This is a genomic window from Parasphingorhabdus sp., from assembly GCF_039939955.1.
Classification (GTDB): Bacteria; Pseudomonadota; Alphaproteobacteria; order Sphingomonadales; family Sphingomonadaceae; genus Parasphingorhabdus.
In genome coordinates this window covers 325,044-348,974 of the sequence record NZ_JBDVHS010000002.1, presented here as the reverse complement: position 1 = coordinate 348,974, position 23,931 = coordinate 325,044, and the positions used below count along the sequence as shown (strand labels likewise).

At 51.1% G+C, this 23,931-nt stretch carries 21 protein-coding genes; 4 read left to right on the top strand and 17 right to left on the bottom strand.

The window, feature by feature from the left end:
* Positions 1 to 3 precede the first annotated feature (3 nt).
* The 3 genes from ABJG22_RS01945 to ABJG22_RS01935 all read left to right on the top strand — a co-directional run bounded on the left by ABJG22_RS01945 (position 4) and on the right by ABJG22_RS01935 (position 3,770).
* The gene (locus tag ABJG22_RS01945) at positions 4 to 1,833 is read left to right on the top strand and encodes an acyclic terpene utilization AtuA family protein (RefSeq protein WP_348018548.1); all 1,830 of its coding nucleotides are present in this window, start codon (positions 4 to 6) and stop codon (positions 1,831 to 1,833) included.
* Positions 1,830 to 2,645, top strand: coding sequence for a TIGR03084 family metal-binding protein (locus ABJG22_RS01940; RefSeq protein ID WP_348018547.1), 816 nt, complete (start codon positions 1,830 to 1,832; stop codon positions 2,643 to 2,645). Before ABJG22_RS01945 ends, ABJG22_RS01940 begins: the two co-directional genes overlap by 4 nt.
* A gap of 561 nt (positions 2,646 to 3,206) precedes the next feature.
* The gene (locus ABJG22_RS01935; protein ID WP_348018546.1) at positions 3,207 to 3,770 is read left to right on the top strand and encodes a sugar transferase; all 564 of its coding nucleotides are present in this window, start codon (positions 3,207 to 3,209) and stop codon (positions 3,768 to 3,770) included.
* A gap of 38 nt (positions 3,771 to 3,808) precedes the next feature.
* Here ABJG22_RS01935 and ABJG22_RS01930 read toward each other — a convergent pair whose 3' ends face one another.
* From ABJG22_RS01930 to ABJG22_RS01860, 15 genes are all read right to left on the bottom strand, one after another.
* Entirely contained in the window at positions 3,809 to 4,741 is a 933-nt protein-coding gene (locus tag ABJG22_RS01930; protein WP_348018545.1) for an NAD-dependent epimerase/dehydratase family protein, read from the bottom strand.
* Between the two features lie 108 nt (positions 4,742 to 4,849).
* Positions 4,850 to 5,677 (bottom strand): glycosyltransferase family 2 protein, encoded by an 828-nt coding sequence (locus ABJG22_RS01925; protein WP_348018544.1) that lies wholly within the window; start codon positions 5,675 to 5,677, stop codon positions 4,850 to 4,852.
* Between the two features lie 94 nt (positions 5,678 to 5,771).
* On the bottom strand, positions 5,772 to 7,148 hold the full coding sequence (locus ABJG22_RS01920) for a hypothetical protein (protein ID WP_348018543.1): 1,377 nt from the start codon (positions 7,146 to 7,148) through the stop codon (positions 5,772 to 5,774).
* Complete coding sequence (locus ABJG22_RS01915) at positions 7,084 to 8,409, bottom strand: hypothetical protein (RefSeq protein WP_348018542.1); 1,326 nt, start codon at positions 8,407 to 8,409, stop codon at positions 7,084 to 7,086. Before ABJG22_RS01915 ends, ABJG22_RS01920 begins: the two co-directional genes overlap by 65 nt.
* A 2-nt stretch (positions 8,410 to 8,411) precedes the next feature.
* Positions 8,412 to 9,464 carry an acyltransferase gene (locus ABJG22_RS01910; RefSeq protein ID WP_348018541.1) on the bottom strand — a complete coding sequence of 351 codons (1,053 nt, stop codon included), beginning with the start codon at positions 9,462 to 9,464 and terminating at the stop codon, positions 8,412 to 8,414.
* 13 nt (positions 9,465 to 9,477) lie between these two features.
* On the bottom strand, positions 9,478 to 10,533 hold the full coding sequence (locus tag ABJG22_RS01905) for a hypothetical protein (protein WP_348018540.1): 1,056 nt from the start codon (positions 10,531 to 10,533) through the stop codon (positions 9,478 to 9,480).
* A 109-nt stretch (positions 10,534 to 10,642) separates the two neighbouring features.
* Complete coding sequence (locus tag ABJG22_RS01900; RefSeq protein ID WP_348018539.1) at positions 10,643 to 11,623, bottom strand: hypothetical protein; 981 nt, start codon at positions 11,621 to 11,623, stop codon at positions 10,643 to 10,645.
* Between the two features lie 21 nt (positions 11,624 to 11,644).
* The gene (locus ABJG22_RS01895; protein WP_348018538.1) at positions 11,645 to 12,370 is read right to left on the bottom strand and encodes a phytanoyl-CoA dioxygenase family protein; all 726 of its coding nucleotides are present in this window, start codon (positions 12,368 to 12,370) and stop codon (positions 11,645 to 11,647) included.
* Positions 12,371 to 12,505: 135 nt separating this feature from the next.
* Positions 12,506 to 13,258 carry an SDR family oxidoreductase gene (locus ABJG22_RS01890; RefSeq protein WP_348018537.1) on the bottom strand — a complete coding sequence of 251 codons (753 nt, stop codon included), beginning with the start codon at positions 13,256 to 13,258 and terminating at the stop codon, positions 12,506 to 12,508.
* Positions 13,259 to 13,295: 37 nt separating this feature from the next.
* Entirely contained in the window at positions 13,296 to 14,921 is a 1,626-nt protein-coding gene (locus ABJG22_RS01885) for an aldo/keto reductase (RefSeq protein WP_348018536.1), read from the bottom strand.
* Between the two features lie 60 nt (positions 14,922 to 14,981).
* On the bottom strand, positions 14,982 to 15,704 hold the full coding sequence (locus ABJG22_RS01880; RefSeq protein ID WP_348018535.1) for a glycosyltransferase family 2 protein: 723 nt from the start codon (positions 15,702 to 15,704) through the stop codon (positions 14,982 to 14,984).
* On the bottom strand, positions 15,686 to 16,780 hold the full coding sequence (locus ABJG22_RS01875; RefSeq protein WP_348018534.1) for an N-acetylneuraminate synthase family protein: 1,095 nt from the start codon (positions 16,778 to 16,780) through the stop codon (positions 15,686 to 15,688). The genes ABJG22_RS01880 and ABJG22_RS01875 overlap by 19 nt, the downstream gene beginning before the upstream one ends.
* Position 16,781: 1 nt before the next feature.
* Positions 16,782 to 17,627, bottom strand: a complete 846-nt coding sequence (locus ABJG22_RS01870; RefSeq protein WP_348018779.1) for an SDR family oxidoreductase — start codon at positions 17,625 to 17,627, stop codon at positions 16,782 to 16,784.
* 94 nt (positions 17,628 to 17,721) lie between these two features.
* The gene (gene pseB, locus ABJG22_RS01865; RefSeq protein ID WP_348018533.1) at positions 17,722 to 18,720 is read right to left on the bottom strand and encodes a UDP-N-acetylglucosamine 4,6-dehydratase (inverting); all 999 of its coding nucleotides are present in this window, start codon (positions 18,718 to 18,720) and stop codon (positions 17,722 to 17,724) included.
* A gap of 522 nt (positions 18,721 to 19,242) precedes the next feature.
* Entirely contained in the window at positions 19,243 to 19,647 is a 405-nt protein-coding gene (locus tag ABJG22_RS01860; RefSeq protein WP_348018532.1) for a MarR family EPS-associated transcriptional regulator, read from the bottom strand.
* 94 nt (positions 19,648 to 19,741) lie between these two features.
* Here ABJG22_RS01860 and ABJG22_RS01855 point away from each other — a divergent pair, with 94 nt between their 5' ends.
* Positions 19,742 to 20,416: a transcriptional activator RfaH gene (locus tag ABJG22_RS01855; protein ID WP_348018531.1), complete on the top strand. Its 675-nt coding sequence runs from the start codon at positions 19,742 to 19,744 to the stop codon at positions 20,414 to 20,416.
* A gap of 100 nt (positions 20,417 to 20,516) precedes the next feature.
* Here the strand turns inward: ABJG22_RS01855 and ABJG22_RS01850 are convergent, their stop codons facing one another.
* Both ABJG22_RS01850 and ABJG22_RS01845 read right to left on the bottom strand, forming a co-directional pair.
* Positions 20,517 to 21,695 (bottom strand): hypothetical protein, encoded by a 1,179-nt coding sequence (locus ABJG22_RS01850; protein WP_348018530.1) that lies wholly within the window; start codon positions 21,693 to 21,695, stop codon positions 20,517 to 20,519.
* A 23-nt stretch (positions 21,696 to 21,718) separates the two neighbouring features.
* Positions 21,719 to 23,908 carry a polysaccharide biosynthesis tyrosine autokinase gene (locus ABJG22_RS01845; RefSeq protein ID WP_348018529.1) on the bottom strand — a complete coding sequence of 730 codons (2,190 nt, stop codon included), beginning with the start codon at positions 23,906 to 23,908 and terminating at the stop codon, positions 21,719 to 21,721.
* Between the last annotated feature and the right edge of the window lie 23 nt (positions 23,909 to 23,931).

Sequence of the window (23,931 nt, the reverse complement as noted above, 5' to 3'; positions counted from 1 at the left end):
CACATGACCGACAGGACGATCCGCATTGGCGGCGCAAGTGGCTATTGGGGTGAAAGCGCCATGGCCACGCCGCAGCTGCTCGGTGCCGGCGTTGATTATCTAGTTTATGATTATCTCGCCGAAATCACCATGTCGATCATGGCCCGCGCCCATGCCAAGGATCCGGCAGCGGGTTTTGCCAGCGATTTCATCAGCGCCGTCCTGAAACCGCACGCCAAGACCATTGCCGCAAAGGGGGTGAAGGTCATTGCCAATGCAGGCGGCGTCAACCCCGCGTCTTGCGGCGAGGCTGCGCGCGCCCTGATCAAGGAGCAGGGTCTGGATCTGAAGGTTGCTGTCATCACCGGCGATAATCTGCTGGCTGAGCGGGATGCTATTGCCGCCGCTGCGCCCACCGAGATGTTCACCGGCGCGGCCTTTCCGGACAAGGACAAGATCGCCAGCATCAACGCCTATCTCGGCGCCTTCCCGATAGCCAAAGCGCTGGCCGAGGGCGCGGATATCGTCATCACCGGCCGCTGCGTCGACAGCGCGGTAACGCTCGGCGCCTGCATCCATGAATTTGGGTGGTCGGCGAGCGACTATGATCTGCTCGCCAGCGGCAGCCTGGCCGGCCACATTCTGGAATGCGGCCCGCAAGCGACAGGCGGGAATTTCACCGACTGGGAAGACGCCGGCGACATATCGAATATCGGCTATCCCATCGGAACGGTTTCGCCTGACGGTTCCTTCACGGTCAGCAAACCGGAAGGGACCGGCGGCTGTGTCACGGTCGGCACCGTATCGGAGCAGATGCTCTATGAGATCGGCGATCCGCAAGCCTATATGCTACCTGATGTGGTGTGTGATTTCTCCGCTGTCGAGATCAGCCAGACTGGCCCCGATCTGGTGCGCGTTTCCCCCGCCAAAGGCTATGCGGCGCCGGACCATTATAAAACCTGCCTGACCTATGGCGAGGGCTTTCGCGGCGGAACCTATCTCAGCTTTTACGGCTTTGACGCTGCCCGCAAGGCGCAGAAATTCTGCGACAATGTTTTCATCCGCGCCAACAAGATATTGCGCGGCCATAATCTGGGCGACTATAGCGAAACCAGCGTGGAACTCATCGGCGCGGAAAGCCAGTTCGGTGATTTTGCCTCCGACCATGAAACACGCGAAGTGGTTGCAAAAATCGCGGCCAAGCACAGCGAAGCGGCGGCCATCGGCATCTTGCTGCGCGAGCTGACCGGACTGGGTCTCGCGACACCGCCGGGGCTCGGCAGCTTTTCCGGCGCGCGCGCAAAGCCCTCGCCCGTGGTGCGCCTGTTTTCCTATCTCACGCCGAAAGATGCCATATCGATCACAATCGACGTCGACGGCAAGAAAATCGGGTTTCAGGACGCCGAAGGTCAGGCTTTCGACCCCGATAGCATCATCCGTCCGCAGCCCCCGCAATCTCCGGACAAATCGGATGATCAGGTCACCGTTCCGCTGGTAGAGCTGGCCTGGGCCCGCTCCGGTGACAAGGGCAACAAGGCCAATGTCGGTGTGATCGCACGCGATCCGGCCTTTCTTCCCTATATCTGGACCGCGCTGACGCCGGACTCCGTCGCGGAGCGCTTCGGCCATTTCATGGAAAGCGGTGCGGATGCCGCAAGCGTCGAAAAATACCATCTGCCCGGCTCTCATGCGATCAATTTCCTGATCGACGCCGTGCTCGGCGGCGGCGGTGTCGCGAGCATAAGAAACGACGCCCAGGGCAAAGGCTATAGCCAGATATTGCTCGCCCATCCGGTCCCCATAGCGGCCACACTGGCGGAACAACTGGACGACCAGAAAGGAAACTCTCGATGATGCAGGAAGCGCAGGACTTCAACGACGAAAGTGACACGCTGGCAGCCGTGCTCGCCAATGCGGGGGAGGATGTCTTTGCCACTGTCACCCAGTTCAAGAACTGGACGATAGAGGATGTCATCGGCCACCTGCATATCTGGAACGCCGCGGCGCTTATGACCCTGCAGGATCCCGACGCCTTCAAGCAGTTTCTTCATGATATGATGGCCGCCTTCAAGACCGGCAAGGGCCATATTGATGTGCAATATGCGTGGCTCGACCAGCACGCCGGCGGGATTCGTGGCAAGGCGCTGTTCGATGCCTATTGCGACTATTATCCGAAACTCGCCGCCGCCTATGGCGAGGCTGATCCGGAACATCGCGTCGCGTGGGCCGGACCGGACATGACCACACGCTCCAAAGTCATCGCCCGCCAGATGGAAACATGGTCGCACGGGCAGGAGATATTCGATATATTGGGGCAGGAACGCCAGGACGGCGATCGCATCCGCAATATCGCGCATCTCGGCGTCACCACCTATGGCTGGACCTACCGCAATCGTCGTCAGGAACCACCTGCGCCCAAGCCTTTTGTCCAGCTGACTGCACCGTCGGGCGCCTTGTGGGAATGGAATGACCCGCAGGACGACAATGTCGTACGCGGCAGCGCGGTCGAATTCTCACAAGTTGTGACCCAGACCCGCAATATCGATGACACCGCTCTCGAAACCGTTGGCGACACCGCTCGACAATGGATGGAAATTGCGCAATGTTTCGCAGGTGGGCCGGAAAATCCGCCGGAAAAAGGCACACGGAGTGTCGCCACCGGCTGAAGGGAGAAGCAGATGATGATCAGCGCCTCGGACCCCGCCAGCGCCTGCTTCAACCATTCCGAGAGACCCTCGGCTGCCGGCAGGTCCTCACGGTCGCGAAAAATCCGCCCGAGACGGCCATTGTCCGCCTCCTCAGCCACTACCTTCTGTAGATCGCTTCGACTTCCGCTTTTTGGTTCTCATCTTCGTTACTACGACGAGAATCAAAACTCTCCTAAACTTCAACCGCTAGTCTGTGCCGTGGGCGATGATGGGGAGTACATCGGCAAAGCGAATAAATGAATTTGTTGGAATTGGGAGTCAGAGGGGCTAATGGGCAATCGGATCGACAAGGTTCCGCCTGCCCAAACACCTTTACATTCGCCAGTATTCACATACGCAATGTAACGTACATTAGAGATAAACCTAGGAAGATACAGGGTGCGTTAAATGCCCTGTGAACTTTGGAACTGAATGAGAGAAATTTAAGAATGGGGAGGCCGCCAATATTCGAATGTAAGAAACGCAAAGCGCGAACGACGAGAAGGCAACGAAGTTCAAATTCATTTTGAGAAAGCACTCATGACAATCCGCATTAAGCGAATACTCGACCTAACCTTGGCAATCGCAATGGCGTTACCAGCTGCATTGACGATTGCGGTCTGCGCCTTGGTGGTGCTTATAGAAGCTCGAACCAATCCATTATTTTTTCAGACTAGAGTGGGCCTCGGGACAGAGCATTTCCGGCTTGTGAAATTGCGTACTATGACAGCGCAAACCAAAAACCTACCATCGCATGAAGTGGGAACACAGACGATGCTCAAGTCCGGAAGGATCTTTCGAGCTATCAAGCTTGATGAACTTCCTCAGATTTGGAACGTGTTGACGGGAGAAATGAGCTTTGTTGGCCCACGGCCATGCTTACCGGTTCAAGCCGACTTGATTGAGGAACGGTCCAAGCGGGGCGTTTATGAAATACGGCCGGGGATAACAGGTTTAGCTCAAATTGCTGGCATTGACATGTCGACACCCAGAAAATTGGCAGAAATCGATGCTCGTTACCTCAATCAGCAGTCGTTCAGTGGAGACTTGATAATCCTCGCTCGGACCCTCCTAGGCGGCGGCAGCGGTGATGCAATAGTATAGAGAAGCTAGCTCGCAACCTTCCGAATGGGGTTCTGCGTTCAAGGTTTTAAAAGAGCGTTCGTGATTTGGTCTTCTGTACTGTGCGCAGGCTGCCAGCCCAAGATCTGCATATTCGCTGATAAGTCAACGCGTAAATTGCTGAGAAGGCGTTCGACGTCGCCCGTTCGCCCCACGAGCTTTCCAGCCATGCGAAGCCAGGATGGCGGGACCGGCAAAAGCCTTGCTGGGACGCCGAGATGCTTCGCAATTAGTCGTGCTAAATCTGCTGTCGAAAGATCATCTCCATCCGACACGAAGAATGTTCTGCCTGCCGCAGCACGCGCACTTGTACAAAGCCACAGAAATTCCGACAAATTCTCAATGCCGACAAAGGACCGCAGCGCGCTTACCCGACCTAGAGGAAGCGGAATCCCTTTGCCTAAGATATTCACAAAACGTTGAAAATTGGCAGGTGCACCAGGCCCGTAGACCAAGGGCGGGCGTACAATAACGACCTCAAGGTCGCTCGACGCTTCTACCCTCCGCAACGCTTTCTCGGCTTCCAACTTTGAAACGGAATAAGCATTTGTAGGCAAAGGACTATCTGTCAGTCTCAGCAAACCGTCGCGATCTTGCGGATCACCCATGACCCCGACGGAGCTCAAAAAAACGAGGCGCCTTACCCCAGCTGCGATTGCATCTTCAGCCAGTTTGGTCGTCGCTTCCACATTGACAACACGAAATGCCTCTAATGGGTCTACTTCCTGCTCCTTCAAAACATGAGCGCGTCCAGCACAGTGAACAATAACATCGAGACCTGAGACAGCGGGGGTCCAATTCGTTTCACCATTGATGTCGCCTATGGCGATAGCTGCGGTTAGGTCGCTTTGCGGATTGCGCACTATAGGAACGATATCCGCACGGGCAGCCCAACGCTTGGTTAGAGCAAGCCCGATAAATCCTGTGGCCCCGGTAATGCCAATACGCTTCATATCACTAGCCCATCTAACTGAAAGTGAGGATTCGCTGAGGAAAGGTCATCACAAAGGGCACCGGATGCTTGCTTGGGCATCCTTGGAACCACACCCTTGGCGAGCAGATTAAGCAAGATCGGGCCGAAACGGCTTATGACGCGTCTTAAAAAGTCCGTTGAGCGCGTAGCATGAAAAATAGTACACTGCGTATAAAAATGGCAGCGCTTCAACATGGCGATAGAGTTGCCAAGTGTATCGGGCGGCATCAACCTTGTTATGCGAAATGGACCCCGGCCGGACGCGATACATAGCGAGGGTTTCCTTTAGTCCCTCGGCTTGAGGTATCTGTTTCAAGATCCGAAGCCACAGGCCGAGATCTTGCCGCTTTCTAATAAGCGGCATCTTGATTTTACCAATCTGTTCGGTATCATAAACTGCAGTAAGGCAGCCTATCCAATTGTTGCGCAGCAAGCTGTTATAGGTCGCTTTTTTAGGGACTTCGACCGACCCAATCTTGTCCCCGGAACCATCAATTAGCCCGTAGCTGGAGAAAGTGAATGACGCGCCAGTCCGCAACATATACTCGATCTGAACCGACAGCTTGGCAGGCAACCATAGGTCATCGGCGTCAAGGAAGGCGATATAGCGGCCTGCAGCTGCGCTGATGGCAGTGTTTCTGGCAATAGCAGCACCCGAGTTCGTCTCTAGCTGTATGAACTTGATGCGGCTGTCTTGCGAAATCAGTTCATTGACGGCCAGTGCCGTGCCGTCTGTCGATGCATCGTCAACAATAATATGCTCCCAATTCTGGTATTCCTGCTTCATGACAGACGATATAGTCTCTTCGATAAAGTCAGCAGAATTATAGGTCGGCGTAATGATACTCACCAATGGTCGGTCCACAATATTCTCAGGCATTGAGGCATTCGCATTTTCAGCAGTTTTCTCGGTCATCACATCCAGCCTTAGACTAACAGCGCGTCAACATAACGCCTTTTGAAACTTGGTCGCACCCGACACACCTCCATTGTACTAAGGTCAAAAATAATCATGCATCAATTTTCCTTGTCAATCCTGCTATTGCATTAGCCACGCTTTGATGTGCCGATGCAACCGCGGAATCGACTGTCGCATCGTACCTAACAAAACGCGCTTTCCAGACAGCGTCAAAATGTGCAGCGATCAAGTCACTATCATCCAACACGGTAAGATCAAACTTGGGTAGAATGCCCTCGGCGACAAATCCATAATAGTCTTCAGGAAGCTCATCCATCCCGTCTGTGTAAAATGTAGGCTTGCCGCGATGGAGCGCTTCTATCGTGACCCCGCTGCTTGGGACTAACACAATATCCACGCTGTCCAAAAATGAAGCCAAAGAGGCATTTTGTTCTTGAAGAACTACCGGCGCACCAAAGTTCTCGTGGGATACCTCAAAGCGGAACCGTGGGTGACACCTCAACACAATCTGCGAGACCGATGAATGATTGGAAACCTGCTCCATAAGGCCTGTCAATTGCGCAACCTGCGGGACGGCACTAAGGCACATCCCAATTCTATAAGGTCGGCGCGTACTTTGCGGTTGTTTGAACTCTTCCGCAAAAGGTGTCAAAATGACGATCCGCTGCTTTCTCGAAATTCCCCGTCTCGCTGCCGCTTTCGTATAAGCCGCAACAGAGGCTTGATCGTACAAAAGTGAAAGATCGTAATTGAGAGGCGGGAAATACTCAGTCACCGGAGCGTGCTGAATGTAGCAGGTTTTCAGGCCAGAACGGCGAGCAATAAACAGGAGCGCCATCGCGACAGGCGAATGATCTGTTGCCACGCATAGAAGCGAGACTTGAGAAGGCAATGGGTGGCGAGTATAAAAAAGATGCGCCGCGATTGCGATTGCCGTTTGTAGGTGAGGGAGTGCTTCGCGGTGCCGATAGCGTTCCAAAACGCTTGCCCCCTGCCAAAGTCTGGACAGTGAAACGGCAGTTGCAATTCTCGATCTAAGTGAGGCAGGAAGTCCGTTAACATCGATTTCAGCGTCGTACCGGCCAGATAAGCAAACATTCAATCGCTCAAATGCGACAATATTATTCCGGCTAAGTCCATATTGGAATATCTGCTTGCGTTTCTGTGGGCACCGGAGATGGCGATGGAAAAGGAGCACCCCAACAAGCAAGAGCAGGCTAAAGATCCGGAAACTTGAACCACGGCGCACGATTGCAAAAAGCAGGCGATAGATTGGCTTCTTTTTAGCGATCCCGCCTTCCATGCCTGCGTAGATCGTCTGCCCATAAAACTCTTGGACCTCGGCAAGCAGAAGCTCGAGGTCTTGTTGTCGACAAGCGGTTTTCGGCATCGTCGCTTCTCGTTCAATTACTAGCTTGTCGGCTTGCACGCCTTGCCGAATGCGCGGGGTCAGGCAAAGTTCGGGCATAGCTGGATAAAGTTGCATAAATCACCAAAGTGATAAAACCGACACCAATGGGATTAAGCTTGTCCATCATAGAGTCGGCCAGCGCCTGCATAACTACCAATCCAGCCAAATAGGCAAGCGGGCTGTATTTTGCGGGACCCATAATATTATCAAGCATTCCAATCGCATTATAGATTAGCACAAGGTGCAGTGGCAAAGCAAAAACACTACCGGGCAAGAAGAACAGTGACCCAAGCATCCCTGGTGAAGCGCCTGCATCACTGGAGGAGTTCCAACCAGAAATAAGAAGGTAATTCAGCCGGCTCACCGTCTCCAGTGTTTCGTTCGGCATGACCACGCCAATAAGGACATACGCACGCCTCATGGTTTGGAAGCTGACAATATCCAAAGCCTTGAGCCCAAGACTGAAAGACTCTCCAATATGATTTAAATGGTATGCGAGCGAATATGAGTGGTAGAATAATCGGTTCGAGAAGATTTCGATGGTTCGTTCAATCCCACCAACTGAAAGATACTGGAAGGCCTCTTGAAAACCGATCTTGTTTGCCAGCCCGGCAAATACGACGGCAGGGACCGCCGCAATCAGGAAAAAAACTCCTAGCTTTCCGAACCGCCGGCGCACCCACTGGATCAAGCCTACGCGGGATGATTTGAACCACGCAAAGAGGCAAATCATAGCAAAGATTACGTCATAAGACCCAGAGAAGGAAAAGTAGATCGCACAAAGAAACAGAGCGTAATGATACCAACTTAGCTCGATGAAACGCTTATCAGACATTGAAGCGAAAACATAAGCCGATGCTATCACTTTCAAGCAAAACGTCGCAATCGGGATCAAACCAGCAGATGAGTGGCTGTTAGTATGGCGGAATGAGGCGTTAAATTGGATCGAAAAGAACAAAGCCAGAAGCAAAAAGGCCCCAAACGTTAGAAAAATAAGGACCGGATTGGCGATCTTATTCCGAAAGGGAATGTTCACACGAATATTCAGGTTGACTGATTTTCTTAGGAAAAGGAGCACGCCCAAATATAAGGCTGCGAAAAGAAAAGCCGCAGCAGTGGGCTGATCGCCTTGAAGTTTATACTTTATATCTAAGTCGAAAAATAGATCGATCAATATCGGCGCAAAATAAAAAACGGCGAAATATATTATCACCACCTGCTCGCCAAAACTAAGCCCCAAACGGCGGCGCTTGCCAATGGAAGTTCTGGCAATGTTTCGCCCTGGGACGCGCGCCCTTGGGCTAGTAGCGTCTACCACAATCAATACTCCGACTTATCAAGAGTTGCACTTCGTCCTGCCGATCTAATCCAACGACGCATGGGTTTCTCAAATAAATGATGTGCCAACCAAGCGGTAATCAGGGACGTCATTACGAACAACACAACGAACTGTAGGACGTTGCCGGTATTGGCCGGCCAAAATGTTCTAGTCAGGCCAAAATAGACCAGCGGGTGGAGTAGGTAAAGCGAATAACTAACTTCGCCAAGAAAACGGAAACTTGGGATGAACCATGAGGGGTGCGTCCAACAATAGATCAAGTAGGTCCCGCCCGAAAGAAACAGCGGAACAATCAATGCGCCAGGCCAGGCCAACAGTGATGATATAGATTGCCAACCAACGAGGGAGATCCAAATGAGGACCAATATGGCGGGAACCCCGATCCAGCCGAAAGATATTGGCTTAGGAGAAAGGCGCCCCAGAACCAAGCCCCAAGCAAAGTAAGCCGCAAAACTAATTGGCATGATGTATATAGGCCAATAAGTGTCGGCACCGTAGGTGGAAAACACGAAAAGATTATGCGCAAATTGGAGAACGGTCAGCGCAACAGCCCCAAGGATGAGAGTTCGAAGCTGCGCATTATGAGCAAGCAGAGCTACCAATGGAAAGACAGCGTAAAACACAATCTCGATGCCAATCGACCATGCGCCAGCAGAGTTTGAAAGAATGCCGGCCGCACCGAAACCGAACGCGCCAGTTGCGGTCAAAATAGCTTTGGGTCCCTCTACAACCAGATTTCCACCTCTGAGAAGCTCGAAGACAAAATTTAGCGCCGCCACTAAAGCAAGCAGAGGTAGGATGCGCGCTACCCTGTTGCGATAGAACGAATTTAGCGAACGCACGTCCAGTCCTGCAGAGAACCGGCCAGCATAGACCTTCATCATTGTCATCGCGGATAGAATGAAGAATAAATATACAGCAAAGCGGCCTGCCGAGCTGTAAAGCAAATCCCCATGCCAGTAGAGACCATGATATATAACAACCGATATCGCCGCCAAGCCGCGCAGGCCATCGAGTGTCCATACTCGCTTCATAAAATGTCCTTCACTAAGCTTTTCCTCGGCTAGGCACGCGAAAATGTCGGCCCACGATGACGGCAATCCAAGTAATTCCGACTAGGATAGAGATTCCCGCCAACGAAAACACCGTCAGTTGAATGTCTATCGGCAACACACAGAACAACAAAAGGACTGCGAGCGGTATAGCTAGGGCAATCAGATAAGTGAAGAAGGCTGATTTCCGGTCCGCGAACCATGTGAGATACCCTAAATGCGCCGCCAAAATGGCAGCCACCAGTGCGTCGGCGATCAATACGGGGGCCAACACTATAGCCATTTCAGTCTGGGAAAAGTCGTCCATCGGCACGTATCTGAGCCCCAGTATACAAAGCGGTGCAATGATGGCCGGGAAAACGAGCATTCGTACCATCAATGGATGCTTAAGTTTCTGAAACAATGCGGTCTTTCGAACAATCACCTTTCTGTAAGGGATTTGGTATCGGACATTAAAGATCAGTGCCGCACCTTGAGCGAGTTGCGCTATCGCCAAATAAATATGCGCAAACTCGGGAAACAGGCGTGCTACAAGGATGCGCGGGACTTGTCGATGCGACGCGGCCAAAAACGCCCCTGCAAGAAAGACCAGATTTCCACGGATCAATGAAAAACCCTTTAGACGAGGCAACGGGACGAATCCTATGACGCGCACAAAGAAGAAGAGGAAGGCGCCTGCCATCAAGATGGAGACAATAAGAAAAGATAGTATGTAAGTTGCCCCCGCTGCGCTCGCGGCGAGCGGCACCAAAAGCCAACCGGAGCGCAGAGCTTGAGCCAAGAACCAACTCAAAAAATGCTTACGGAATTCAAGCACTCTCGAGATTTCATCTGCCAACTTCTCAATCAAAAATAGAAAGACTGTCGCCCAAACTAGAACGCTATTCATGGCCAATTGAGGAAGGTGAAGAAACCCTAGTAAAACCGCAAAACCAAGAAGCAGAATGACGCCAAGCGCTGATGCATATTTCAGTCCATGCGCCGCGTCCGCCATTCTATTCTGATAATATTCGCGATGCACTGGGATCGATGAGATAGTCAACGCCATCATTGCGAGCGGCATTGCGAACACGAGCACATAGCCGTCCGAGACAATTAGGCCCTCAAGTAGAATTGCAAGCGGCCGGAGCAACAGTGCCCCGACTCGTAGACCCAGTAGCCTAACCATCAAACGCGTTGCTTGGGCCGGGTGGAAAATATTGATGAACCGCGAGATCTACACCGCAGATGTCTGACAGACGCTGATTGCTAATGGCGTAGTGGCTTTGTATCTCATCTCTCAGATCATCAGGCATGGAGATATTCCACGTCGCCTCGAACGTTCTCTTAACTCTCTTCTTCAGACTTTGACTGACAGATGTTGGCAGCATCCTTTGTACCGATTGGGCCAGGCGAGAACGGCCGAGAAGCGTGATCTTCGATGCTGGTCGCCACTTGCCCGAATCTCCTTGCCTCTTTGTGTTGACGCTTGTGTCGGTAAACTGAATGCGATCAAACTGAATCGGAAGGTTACTGAAATTCTTGATCTTTCCCCATGTCTCACGATCTGCGAACGCTTCGTATGGTAGCGCAAGGACGTTTTCGGGACCAAGCACATTTGCCAATGCTTCATGGAGTCGTGCATAGTCGACGACATGGCTTCCGGGAGCTCGGCCGGCCAGAATTTCCCTTGTACTGCGTTCAAAATGCTCCTGAGAAGGGGAAGAAAGAGTATAAGCCACATGCGAGTAGATTGAAGCGAACCAATCAGCTTGTCTTCGAAAAAAGAAGAACACTTTTACATTCCCATGCGGCCAGCAGAATTCGCCAATTGACGCTAGTCTTTCACTAAGAAGCTCCGGCTCTTTTATCAGCCTGCCATCGGGGACTATGAACGGGATATGGTCGTAAAGACTTTCATGACTAATCAGAGCCGACGTATCATACCCCTCGTTCAGCTTATCAAACCATGAACGGCCTTTACTTGACCGCCAAGCAGATCGGTCGCTCTTCAAGAAAAAATCCTGGAATTGGCGCGCGATTCTCACGTCCTGTTCATAACCTATGGACCTATCAAGGGTATGAATTTTCCCGTCAAAAACCTTGTGCTGCAGAAACGAGCTGCCTGTTTTTGTTAACCCAAGGTGAAAAACTAAATCCATGGCACTTCCCCAGTCATTCAATCAGTCTTCGATGTTTATTACGCGGCGCTTTTTGTCTTCCGCGTTGGGGGAGGTGTAGATTGTGACGGCATAGCGCGCACCTTCTTCGATTGGCTTTCCGCGATGGACGCACTTGGTGTCGCAGACAAGCAGCGATCCAGCCTTTCCCGTTACCTCTACGGGCATGTCTTCCGCCATCAGCGCCTCGAATCGACTGTCTCCCAAAGGATATTCTTTGCGCATCGCAATCGTCTTACGGTGTGAATCCGGCAAGAATTGGAATGGACCATTCTCGCTCGCTACGTCATTGAGATACCAAATGCACTTCACCTCATGGGAGTACGGGGAATCGCGATGCCAACCGCCACCTGAACCAAGATTGTCTTCCCTCGGCACAACCCGGTTGGCCATCAGGTGCCATGACTGGATCGGTGTTCCCAAATACTCTCCAATTGCCAGTAACCGGCGCTTGATTTCGAAGTGATCGATCAGGCCCCCAATGTCCTTTTCAAAACCAAGTATACGGCAGTCCGCACCAAGTGCATCTCTCCAAATCCTAGGGTGAGACCGATCCGCAAGTACTCGCTCGATTTCTTGGATAAGAGTGTCACACACTTCCCTAGACAGGCTGCCCTCAAAGACGAGTGCGGTCTTTTGTGTCAGCTCACCAAATTCGCCTTTTCCACCAAAAAATTCTTGCCACGCGTCTTTGATCAATGCCTTCGAGAATTTTGCAATTGCGTTCATCGTTTAGCCTCCAGAACCTTGTAGTCCGATTTTAGTACCCATTAACTGAGCGAACATAGGATTATACAAAAAACCTAGGCGCAGATCGCTCTACCTTCGACGTTCGCAAACTCGGGCAAGCGAACCTATCCATATTCACCAGGCCGTCCAACCACCATCCACAGGCAGCACAGCCCCGTTCACATAAGTCGAAAGGGAGGAAGCCAAGAAAACAACGGGTCCGCCAATTTCGGCAGCGCTACCAATGCGGCGCATGGGTACCTTGGCAGCCAAGGTTTTAACGAATTGTGGGTCTGCTTCTTGCACCGAATGGGAAGGGAAGGGCCCCGGTGCAATAGCGTTCACACGCAACCCTTCAGGCCCAAACTCACAAGCCGCGTATCTAGTATATTGGATAAACGCCGCCTTCGCGGCTCCGTAGAACGGTGGGTTAGAACCCTCAGGGGTCTCATATACCCGAAGGTCTGGGCTAACGACACCGTACATCGAACAGATATTGATCACCGAGGCATCGCCGCTTTCAGCGATGGCGCCGCGCAAAAGTGGCAGCGTCGCCTGGAGGATCTGGTTCGCAGAGATTACGGTCATTTCGTAGCTTGTACGAAATTGCTCAGAATTTGAAGTTTCGATAGTGCCTCCAACTCCTGCATAGGCGTTATTAACAAGCACATGCAGCGGGGAACCGGCCCTGCTATCGACAAAAGCCGTAATAGCCTCTTCGTCGACGACGTCAAAGGGAGCGGGTGTCGCCGCAAAGCCGGCCTGCCGCAGCTCCGCTGCAAAAGCCTCGGCCTTTTCAGCAATTCTCGAATTGACTAGAACTTCGGCACCTGCCCGGGCTAGCGCCCAACACATCTCGCGGCCAAGATATCCTGTGGCACCTGTCACAAGCGCCGTTTTACCAGATAAGACAAAAATAATCGAACTACCTTCCGTGTTTCCATTGGGCGGGGTCGAGACTGTGCGTCGCGAGCTGCGGACGGTTCGCTATAATCTCATCTATGGCATGAGGTGGCAAAACCGGTGCAGAGAAGATCGCGAGATTGTGATTAAGCTGCTCAATGTTGTCCATACCTACAACCACACCATCTGACCATCTTTGGGCCCTGCACCAGTTTAGACACAGAGCCGCAATGTCGGACTGCGCATAATCACGAGCCTTATCTGCCAGCCAGCCTATTATGGGACTGGATTCACTAACATGCGCGCGACGCCATAGCGCCGGGTCGTTGGACAATAAAAGCCCCTGCAGAAGCGCGCTTCGAAGATGGATCGTCAACGGACGTTCCGCCTTCGCCTGCTCGATAGCGTCTATGTGCCCACTCCAGCGATGGTCCAAAATACTAAACGGCATCTGAATATGAGAAATGGCTGATTCCGCGAGCGCAAATTTGAGCTCTTCAGGCGATTGAACCGAAACACCAATTGCACCGATTCGGTCGGACGCACGCCACTCCTGCAATAAGTTGGCGACTGCGCCACTCCAACCAGCCCAATGGTCCGCCCGGTGCAGCAGCACGGCATCCAGTCGGGAGACTCTCAGTTCCCTTAATGACGTTAGAAGACTCACTTCTGACGCAGCGCGTACGCCTTTTTCGGATTCGCTTGCCCCCCACCCATTTAGAGTATCTAGCTTTGTTACAACCCGGCAACGTCCATCCCATCCACCACCAAGAACTTGTCCCAAAACCGACTCACTGTTGCCATAGACTCGCGCCGTGTCCAGCCATTCAACTCCATTTGCAATAGCGGTACGAATCAAAGTTTGTGCCTCAGTACCAGTCGGTGAACCCGCCCGATTGACGCCGTAGGGCATGCCTAATTGTGCGGTACCAAGAACCATATCTTCGCCGACTACGTTGGAGCCTGGTTGATACAAACCGAGATGCGCGCGAGAAACAATCTCCCGCCAAGGTACGCTGATAGGGTCGTCCGTTTCGGGGAAAACCTGATTGATCGAAGCGAGATCATCTAGCGAATCGACTGTCAGGCGGTATTGACCCAGCTCCATGGAAGCATAACGGCTAAATACAGTCACGCCTTGATTGGCGCGCACCCAAGTGGTGACATGCTCGCGTTCGTAATCCGTTGTTGCCTCCCGATCCGCAGCTCGGAGATGTCGTGCATATGTTACCTCTACCGAAACGCCATAAGGCAAACCTGAACCGTGACCGGAAGTTATGTATCCAGCGCCCGTGGCGCGCAATTCGTCAATGATTTCACAAATCAGCGCGCCATCAGGCACAAGATTGTCGCCGGTTAGACGAACCACTGGAGTTTCGTCCGGTACATCCTGGATTGCCTCACGAAATCGGGTGAGCACATTTTCCAGAGAGCCGCGCACGCACTCAATTTTATGCTTTTCCGCCGCCGCCGCCAGCATGTCATCGGAGGAATCATCCGAAGTCGCTAGGATAACCTTGTTGCCACCCGTTGCCGCCCTAAGTGCAGCCAAAATAGCCAGAGGGTAACCTCGAAAGCTCACTAAGGATTTTGCGGGCAAACGCCGCGAGCTTGTCCGTGCCTGCAGTATGATTAGAGGTTTGGTCATTGCCCCGCACCTTCTCGGACTCCTGTCTGCCGTGAATCGGATTCTGCGTTTACCAATGGATCAGTCACATCCCTTGTCGTGGCTTGGCGGTCGAGCACGGTTGAACCACAGCCGGTGAATACCGCGCCAAACGGCCTTTAGTATTTTCCACTCAGCGTGCAAAAGTGAACCCATGCGAGAAGCACCTTCACGCGGCTCAACAGAGATTGGCAGACTGAATACGCGCCCTTGACTAAGGAGCACAAAGATCATTAGGTCCGTTCCAATGGACTGGTAGGTATCGAAATGGCCGTGCTCTGCATAGAAGGACAACCGATACGCCTTTAGCCCACAGAAAGGATCGCGCACGACACTGCCTGACATCCGCATCAGCCGAGCGAAAAGCCATTCGGAGACTCGCGGTAACGATGGCCGTTCTCCAACAACCAGATCGTAACCCTCTTCCAGTTTTCCAAAAAAGACAGGAACTTCGTCTGCAGGCAATTGGCCATCCGCATCGATGGTTATGGCCGCCTTAGCACCAGCAGAAAATGCAGCGTCAAACCCGCTTGACAATGCACCGTCATAGCCGCGTGGAGTATCATGCCGCACAACCGTTGCCCCTGACGCCGAAGCCAGTTCACCTGTCGAGTCAGTACTACCGTCATCTACAACAAAGACTTGACCGTAAGCTCGAACATTCTCGACCACCCGCGCGATTTTTTTTGCCTCATTCAAAGCCGGAATTACAATTGCGCGGTGCTTAAGTGGCAGCATGCTTGAAGTCAGTTCAGGCTCGACCATATAAAGTGGTCCCCGCTTTGCATTTCTGTTGTGACCGTGCGCCCCACAAGATCTTCAAAGAGATGCGGAGCAATCCCATCTGCCGGACATGGCCGCAATGCCTCAATATCTGTTGCCGCCAGCACATGGCCCACCGGCAGGTCTTTCTTCGCCCGCAAACTACGCCTTTGGACCACAACGGTATCTTGCTCATTGCCCTCAACCTTCTTCACACCCCCACCCAAAGCGCGCTCTAGTTCATGCGTACGGTCAACCATGTCCCGCCAGGCCAATGGGTTCATAGCAAATTTGTGATCCGGACCGTCCCGATCATTGTCATCCGTAAAATGTTTCTCGATGATCCGACCACCCAAGGCCACTGCACCCAGCGTCGTCGTATGCCCCGGTGTATGGTCCGATAGGCCAAGAATGGCTGTCGGGTACATGCTCTCGAATGTCTTGAGCACATTGAGCTGAATGAAATCGAAGTTTTTAAGGCTCGCAGTATAGTTTGTATTACACTGCAACAGCGCAACATCGCCACTGTGACGCAATACCGCTTCGACAGCACGGACCGTTTCGTCCATTGTTGAGGCCCCACAGGCCAAAATTACCGGCTTACCTTTTGAAGCAATATATTCAATATGAGAAAGCCAAGTAATGTCGCCAGAACCGATCTTATAGGCCGGCACGAAAGGATCCACGAGATCTACAAGTTCGCGTGAATACGGAGTAGTCATAAAAGCAATACCGGCTGCGTCGCAACATTCCTTTAATTGACCTGTCCAACCTTGGTTGATGGAAGCGCCCTGATAGACTTCAAAAACAGATTTCTTCCAACCGGATTGGTGTGACATCGCCTTGGGGTCCATTGTCTTAAAGCCGCGGTCGCTGACGATAGAAGCGGCGGCAAAGTGCTGGAACTTAGCTGCATCTGCGCCGGCCTCTGCGCACATCCAGATCAGCTCCTTGGCGCGCTCCAAATCACCGTCGTGGTTGGCGCCAATATCGGCAATAAAATATGATGGGCCGTCTTGACCTATCGTCTTATCGCCGATTTGAAAGCTGCGGTTTGGTGTAGAGAGATTTTTGTTCACGTCAGAGCTCCAAGGATTCGATTTCATCTTCAAGCGTAGGCAGGATTGCAGCATATGCTGACTCGAAAGCTGTCACATCCATTACCATGCCGCGGGGTCGTGAAGCAGGTAAAACAGCGTCGTCAATGCTTTGGGATTTCAGTAAGGCGGGATCATAACCATATCGCGTCGCGACCAAACGAGCAAATTCCAACTTACTGAGGCCTGCGCGCGATCCAAGATTATACAGTCCCGGGCACCAAACCTCCGCCACGCGCAGGATCTCCGTTGAAAGGCGTACCATTGATAACGGGCTGAAAAAGACGTCATGGAAGCCCGAAAAGCCCGCCCCACCCTCCAGCGCATTTAGAATGGCATCGCTGAAACTCTTTCGCCTTAAGTCATAACTCGGACCAAAAAAATTGGTCCGCAATACCACACTACCTTGAGTCAGGATTGGAAGCTCTCCGGCGAGCTTTGTAACAGCATAGGCATTGCGCAAACGGGTCTCCGACTCTCGAGAAGGAGCTGATTTGCAACCATCATAAACATGATCGGTCGACACGTGAATGAGGCGAGTTTTCCTGCTAGCCGCCATCGCAAGAGAGGTCGGAATTCCAGCATTTATTTGAAAGGCCTGGTCGATGTCAGCTTCGCACTGGTCAACACTCGTTAGCGCAACCAAATTGACAACCACATCCGGGCTGTGCTCATCTAGAAGCCGTTTAGCGGTCTCCGGCACAGTTAAGTCTCCACGTACATATTCGTCACCAGGCGCCCGAATGGCGTGGGCGATGACACTATAACCAGCCTTACGAGCCGTAGCGGTCAGCGTGCGACCCAACATGCCGCTGCTCCCCAAGATCATGATCCTCATCACCACTAGTCCTTTTGCATCGGTGACACAAAAGCCGTCGATAATATTTGGTCAACAAACATTGGGTCAACCGAATTTGGGAACATCAAAAAGCCCCCAACTTCTCAGAATTGCTATCAAGCCAGCGCGAAAGTTCATCGTCGGCCATCCATTCATCATTCTTCTCACTTGAATACACAAAATCCGGATCAACCTTTTTACCGTCCTTGATCCGTTCTTCAGATGATGCCCAATCATTGATCGATGGCAAAATCTTGAAATGCTCGTCATACTCAAACGTAAAAGGCGAATCCTCGATACCGATCATTTGTTCGTGCAGTTTCTCGCCGGGCCGTATACCAATAACCTCCTGACACGCGTCTGGCGCAATGACCCTTGCAACATCCGTGACTTTCATCGAAGGGATTTTTTTTACATATATCTCCCCGCCCACCATATCATCAAAAGCATGCCAAACGAGTTCGACGCCCTGCTCAAGAGAGATCATAAATCTGGTCATTCTGGGATCAGTAATCGGGAGAGTGCCTTTGTCGCGAATGGAAACAAAGAAAGGGATTACAGATCCGCGTGAGCCCATAACGTTGCCATATCGTACCACCGCAAAAGACGTGACATGACCACCGGAATACGCGTTACCAGCGACGAATAGCTTGTCGGATGCCAATTTCGACGCACCATAAAGATTAATTGGCGACGACGCCTTGTCGGTAGATAGCGCTACAACTCTTTTTACCCGCTTGTCGATGCAAGCATCAATCAAATTCATCGCCCCAATCACGTTGGTTTTAATGCATTCAAATGGATTGTACTCAGCCGTTGGGACAATCTTGGTTGCCGCAGCATGAACGACGTAATCAACCCCATCCAGCGCGCGATAAAGGCGCTCACGATCGCGTATATCACCCAGAAAGAAGCGTATCCTTGGATCATCTTTAAAAAGCTTAGCCATTTCCCATTGCTTCATTTCGTCACGCGAGAGGATAACGATCTTCTTAGGGTTGTATTTCTGCAAAGTCATGGGAACGAACGCATGACCGAATGAGCCCGTCCCTCCGGTCACTAGTATGGTTGAATTTGAGAGCATCTATTTTTTCTTTCTATTTAGTTGTATTTCAGGGGCCTAGCCTGTGTTCAACCTAGCAAGACCCACATTAGAAATTGACGCTTTGTGTTTGAGGCAACCAAACTCAAAATATGACATTGCTTGGCCTTGTTGCTGGGCGGCTTAGGTACATCCGCTAGACGCGACTCCTTGAAAATCACCTAGCCCTAATTCTAAATTGTGATGTTCGAATTGCGAGCCCCTTTTTTGCCTCAAAGGTTAAACCCGCGCTCCATGCGCATCAATTCCGCCAGCCTGGAATGCGAACAATTTTCGAGCGAAGCAACGTTTTCGAACACTACTGACAACCCTCTATCCATTGACGAACACTCTATATCTCTCCCCGCACTCAAACGCCACTGAATAGCGTGCCAAAGCCTCAGTCAAGAGCGTATATTCTTACAAAGCCCCTCTATGTCCTCATATCGCAATGTTTTGGTTTTCCTATAATGGCTCCAAAAAATGATCCCAAACGATCTCCCGATAAAGCAAACTCCTAAACTATTACGCATGCCTCTGACTGCCGTCGACGGCTTTGGATTCCGGTCGAGGATGTTCGTCGGATGGATCCGCCCGAACTGAATTCCTTAACTCCGCAATCTCCTGCTTCAAAGCCTCATATTCTGACAGCTTTCGCGCCAAAAACCGCCTTGTGATTGCGGCCTTCTCTGTCGCGCCACGGGGCGTGAGGATATAGACATATCGGCGCTTATCCTTAGCGGCGGTAAAATTACCGAGCTTTACAAAGCCCATGTCTATCAAAGCGCGCAAAAGATAGTGCACGGCCCCGAGACTAATCCCAAGAGCCTCCGCCAACTCCCTTTGCGATAGCTCTGGGTCTTCCTGAAGCAGTCGAAGCACGCGAAATCGCGTGTCTTCACGAAAATTAGGTTTGTGCAATGCCGTCATACGTTTTCGGGCAGGCTACCGCACAAGCTCATCAGCGTGACAAGCCTGTATGACTACGATTCAGATTCATGCAAAGCATATACATCGTTCAATTTTGAACAATAGCCAATCTGTTGCGGATGGCAATGAGAAAATAGGACAAGCTGCCACCCAACAGGCCTTGGGCGTTGGAGTTTACGACCTCTATAGACTGATTCTTCATCCAAACTCATTGCCTATGATAGGTTTAGCAGGTATCATAACCCGAATGGAAGAAAAGCGGGGTAATTCTGAGCTCATTTGGCATTTGGCGCAATACAAACCGAATTGCGCAATGATCGCCAAGCACAATCTTGCAAGACAAGGATTCGAAGTCTTTCTGCCCCTCGAAACGAATACGCGAATTTCGCGAGGCAAATTCATCGAAAAGATAATGCCCTTTTTTCCAGGCTATTTGTTCGTTGGCCTAGCCGATGGATCCAGCCCTCTTAACGCTATTCGCTCCACCTACGGGGTGTCCCAATTGGTCCGGTTCGGTACCAAAGCTGCCGACGTACCGGCCCAACTTATTGTGGAATTGAAGTCTCGCTGCAATAAAGATGGATTGATTGGAAAGAATGTAATTTTCGAAGAAGGTGAAAAGGTGCGCGTGACCGATGGCCCTTTCGCGAATTTAGTCGGCCAAGTTGAGCGAACGGTGTCTGATCGCCGGGTTTGGTTGCTACTGGATGTGATGGGCAAAAAAACAAAGGTATCGGTGGCTCGCCCTGTGTTGCAGGCCAAAGCATAGAAGTTGCAAAGACTGCAGGGCCTCGGTTTTAAGGCAAATCTTGCATCGCGATATTTAGGCTGAGATCGTTGGCTTGGCGCTTAAGGTCCCGTTCTCGTTGTCATTTTGGGTGGAGCGAAACAGATTCCAGAACAGTGTCAAACCCATCGCCTTTTTCCGACGCGCGGCCAACTATATCGAACCAAAAATAACTGCAACCCGAAGATTCGTTACTGATCTGCTTATGTTCCGACTGATCTGTTAGCGGGAGCCGCACAGGCACCGGTGCAATCGCAATTGTTTCAGCGCACGATATTCTAAGCTCCAAATTCGCGTCTTCAGGTATTTCGCTAGCGAATTTGGTGTCGATTTGAAGAACCGCTGATGGGAACCTTACTAGCTGCCTAGCAAAAAGCCCTCCTGAATTGGCAATAGCGCTAATCTGTAAACTTCCATCCGTAGCCACAGCTCCATACTCTCCGGTCGAAAATAGCTGCCAATCAAGCGGAGGGTATTTAGGCTCATAGCTAAACGATCCATTTTTGATGAGCGAGCTGCTTGAGGAGCCATTTGATAACAGACTATGGAGTTCGTTTGCTTCTCGATACTGCTCGCCTCTGACCAACGCCCCAATCAAAGACGGATCCGAGTAATCGTCGGTGAGTTCACCAGGCCTGTAAAGCCGCTGACGCAATTGGACTGCATTCCTCGTAGCTTGCGGAGTTGAAGAAACTTGTCTCCAAAAGCGGAAAGCCCAAGGTGGCTTTTTTGACAGAAGACTTGCCAAGGGGGCTATTGCGCTATGATCTGCGAGTGCCGATGCCATGGCTGGCATGACAACACTGTTTGCAGACGAGCTTGATCGCAGCAATGTATCATAATAGTTAAGCAGATTCGTAAGTTCATCGCGATTCCCACTATCCGCAATCAACCACCCGATTACAGTCTTTCGGCGACGCGAAAGCTCGAACGCTTTTTCCATCAACTTTCGGCGAACATATCCGGTGCGTGATAAGGCTATCACAGCTATTGCATCTGGACTGACCGCTTCAGATTGAAATGCTTGGACCGCCATTGCGCTCCAAGCAGGGTCAATTGAATCGGGAAAACTGCCCTGCTTTTCTATCACAGCAATCATAGTCACATTCGAGACCATCGCCTGCGCGGCAAACCCATTTTGAGGGGAAAGTGAGAGTGCAAGCTCTGGCGATTTCGCCTTGGCGATAGCACCCATTGCCGTCGCCCCCGATATTGTGGCGATGGAAATCGCCGCGATCCAAATAAAAAAAATCTTCAGCATATAATCATAATGTGGCTTTTATACTATGTTTCCACAGCAGCCTTATTCCCGTAACTGTACTGATATGCATAGCCATATCCATAACCCGAATGTTGTGGCTGTACTCTGGTTACAATTCCGCCAAAGATATTCGAATGAGAGCTTCTGATGCGTTGCAGGGCCGATTGAATAGCATGCAATTTTACACCGCCGGCCTCAATAGTGAAGATTACGCCCTCAACAGAGGCTGCCAATAGTGGGATATCTGCCAATCCCAGTACAGGCGGCGCGTCGATGACAACTGTATCATAGCTCTCACCGAGTCTAGCGATCAATTCCTGCAGCCGTGTACTGCTCAAGAGCTCTCCCGCATTTGGGGGTATCGGCCCAGCAGTCATTGCATCAAAGCCAAAAGAGGTTTTTTGATGAATAAGTTGCCCAAGGTCATCTGATCCGGATAAATAGTTGCTCAAACCCGCGCTATTTTTCATACCGATCATCTGATGAAGTGATGGATTGCGCATATCGCCATCAACAATCAAGATACGCTTGCCTGTGCTAGCCAAAACCGCTGCCAAAGCTAGGGCTGATGTACTCTTTCCTTCGTTCGGACGTGTGCTGGTTAGCAGAAAAGATCGCGGAACCCCGTGATCTGTCAAGAAAGACATGCTGGTTCGTATAGAAATGTACGCTTCCCAAGCCACCGACTTTTTGTCTGTTAGGCTTGCCGCTATGTCTTCGTTCTCAAAATTGGGAATTGATCCCAGTGGCGCGATTCCGAGTTTTGATTTCAGATCGGCTGAGTCTTTCACCGTTTGATCAATCTGCTCCATCACTAAAACATAACATGCTGCCAAACCAAGACCGGCAAGAATTGCAAGCGCTACATTAAGCAACAGCCTTGGACTGGACGGACGTTCGGCACGTTCGGCACGATCGACAACAGAAATATTATTTGCTCCAACACCCGCCACTCCAATTTCTTTATACCTCTGCAAAAGACCGTCATACAACTGCCGGTTAGTGTCAACTTCGCGCTGGAATATATTATATTGAATGGAGTCACGTCTTTCGCCGCTGAATTGACTCTTCAACCTGTTAACTTGACTTCGCAGCTTTTGTTCTCTCTCAACGGCTTCGCTATAACGAGCTGCAGTGCCGATACGTGAACGCGCTTCTTCAGCAGCAATACTCTGGTTTAAAGCCATAACTTGTGATTCAATTGCTTTTGCAGCTGGGTATTCAGGCTCGAACTGCACCATAAGCTTGGCATATTCGCCCTGTGCTTTTGCGCGTTCTTCGCGCAAACTATTTAGAGCACCGTTGGCCAGCGCATTTTTATTACCTAGTTGTTGAGCGGCTTCGCTCTCTGCCACAATTCTATCCGCAGTGGCCTCGGCAAGTTCGGCGTTCAGCGCTTCTAGATTTGCGGAGGCTAGCGTTTTTTGCGAGACAGTTTTACCCTCTGCAGTCTGCTCAGAAGATAACGTTATAATTTCCTTGTTGTCAGCATAGCGGGACAGGTTACGTTCGGAATCTTCCAGCTTCTGCTTAAGCTCAGCGAGCTGTTCTTCAAGAAATTCTCGTGCATCTGCAGTAGAATTAAAGCGCCGGTCAAGATTAGACGCAATGAACTGCTCAATCCAGGAATTAGCAATTTCAGCAGATAGTTTTGCGTTGGGGCTTTCAAAATTTACGTCAACTAAACTTGATCCAGGAATCGGCGACACGCTGACATGTTCTTGCAATAGATCAGTCGCCATTTTCAGGCGCTCACTTCGCTGAACAGAGGATTGTGCTTTTGGAGTTTCTGTCAAAATACCTGAACCGTCTGGATCAACACCAAACGTCGCAAAAAAGCTATCTTTCGATGCCAAATTCTCGGCACGAACAACCCGCTCGGCTAGTGATCGAGATTCGAGCAATGAATATTGTGTTTGATAAAATTCAAGGTTTTGACCAGCTCCATCAGCGCCCGCCAGACCTTCTACATTGGTAAAATACTCTTGCTCACGACTGATCTCAATTCTGGATGTCGAAGTAAAATAGGGCGTCATTAGCAGCGTTACAATAATACCCAGAGCGATACAAACTGCAAGAATAGCGCCGATGGCAATCTTGTGGCGCAACACAGATTGCCAATATTGCAACAGCATCGGGGGTTCATGATGCACATCATCATAAGGATCGTAACTTATAGCAAGCTGTTCGTTATTGTCCGTCATACTATCCATCGAATTTCAAAACCTTGTTGCGC

What these genes read in the sequence shown, in the direction of transcription:
- ABJG22_RS01945 (WP_348018548.1), top strand. Translation starts at nt 4, where the DNA reads ATGACCGACAGGACGATCCGCATTGGCGGCGCAAGTGGCTATTGGGGT.
- ABJG22_RS01940 (WP_348018547.1), top strand. Translation starts at nt 1,830, where the DNA reads ATGATGCAGGAAGCGCAGGACTTCAACGACGAAAGTGACACGCTGGCA.
- ABJG22_RS01935 (WP_348018546.1), top strand. Translation starts at nt 3,207, where the DNA reads ATGACAATCCGCATTAAGCGAATACTCGACCTAACCTTGGCAATCGCA.
- ABJG22_RS01930 (WP_348018545.1), bottom strand. Translation starts at nt 4,741, where the DNA reads ATGAAGCGTATTGGCATTACCGGGGCCACAGGATTTATCGGGCTTGCT.
- ABJG22_RS01925 (WP_348018544.1), bottom strand. Translation starts at nt 5,677, where the DNA reads ATGACCGAGAAAACTGCTGAAAATGCGAATGCCTCAATGCCTGAGAAT.
- ABJG22_RS01920 (WP_348018543.1), bottom strand. Translation starts at nt 7,148, where the DNA reads ATGCCCGAACTTTGCCTGACCCCGCGCATTCGGCAAGGCGTGCAAGCC.
- ABJG22_RS01910 (WP_348018541.1), bottom strand. Translation starts at nt 9,464, where the DNA reads ATGAAGCGAGTATGGACACTCGATGGCCTGCGCGGCTTGGCGGCGATA.
- ABJG22_RS01905 (WP_348018540.1), bottom strand. Translation starts at nt 10,533, where the DNA reads ATGATGGCGTTGACTATCTCATCGATCCCAGTGCATCGCGAATATTAT.
- ABJG22_RS01900 (WP_348018539.1), bottom strand. Translation starts at nt 11,623, where the DNA reads ATGGATTTAGTTTTTCACCTTGGGTTAACAAAAACAGGCAGCTCGTTT.
- ABJG22_RS01895 (WP_348018538.1), bottom strand. Translation starts at nt 12,370, where the DNA reads ATGAACGCAATTGCAAAATTCTCGAAGGCATTGATCAAAGACGCGTGG.
- ABJG22_RS01885 (WP_348018536.1), bottom strand. Translation starts at nt 14,921, where the DNA reads ATGACCAAACCTCTAATCATACTGCAGGCACGGACAAGCTCGCGGCGT.
- ABJG22_RS01880 (WP_348018535.1), bottom strand. Translation starts at nt 15,704, where the DNA reads ATGGTCGAGCCTGAACTGACTTCAAGCATGCTGCCACTTAAGCACCGC.
- ABJG22_RS01870 (WP_348018779.1), bottom strand. Translation starts at nt 17,627, where the DNA reads ATGATCTTGGGGAGCAGCGGCATGTTGGGTCGCACGCTGACCGCTACG.
- pseB (WP_348018533.1), bottom strand. Translation starts at nt 18,720, where the DNA reads ATGCTCTCAAATTCAACCATACTAGTGACCGGAGGGACGGGCTCATTC.
- ABJG22_RS01860 (WP_348018532.1), bottom strand. Translation starts at nt 19,647, where the DNA reads ATGACGGCATTGCACAAACCTAATTTTCGTGAAGACACGCGATTTCGC.
- ABJG22_RS01850 (WP_348018530.1), bottom strand. Translation starts at nt 21,695, where the DNA reads ATGCTGAAGATTTTTTTTATTTGGATCGCGGCGATTTCCATCGCCACA.
- ABJG22_RS01845 (WP_348018529.1), bottom strand. Translation starts at nt 23,908, where the DNA reads ATGGATAGTATGACGGACAATAACGAACAGCTTGCTATAAGTTACGAT.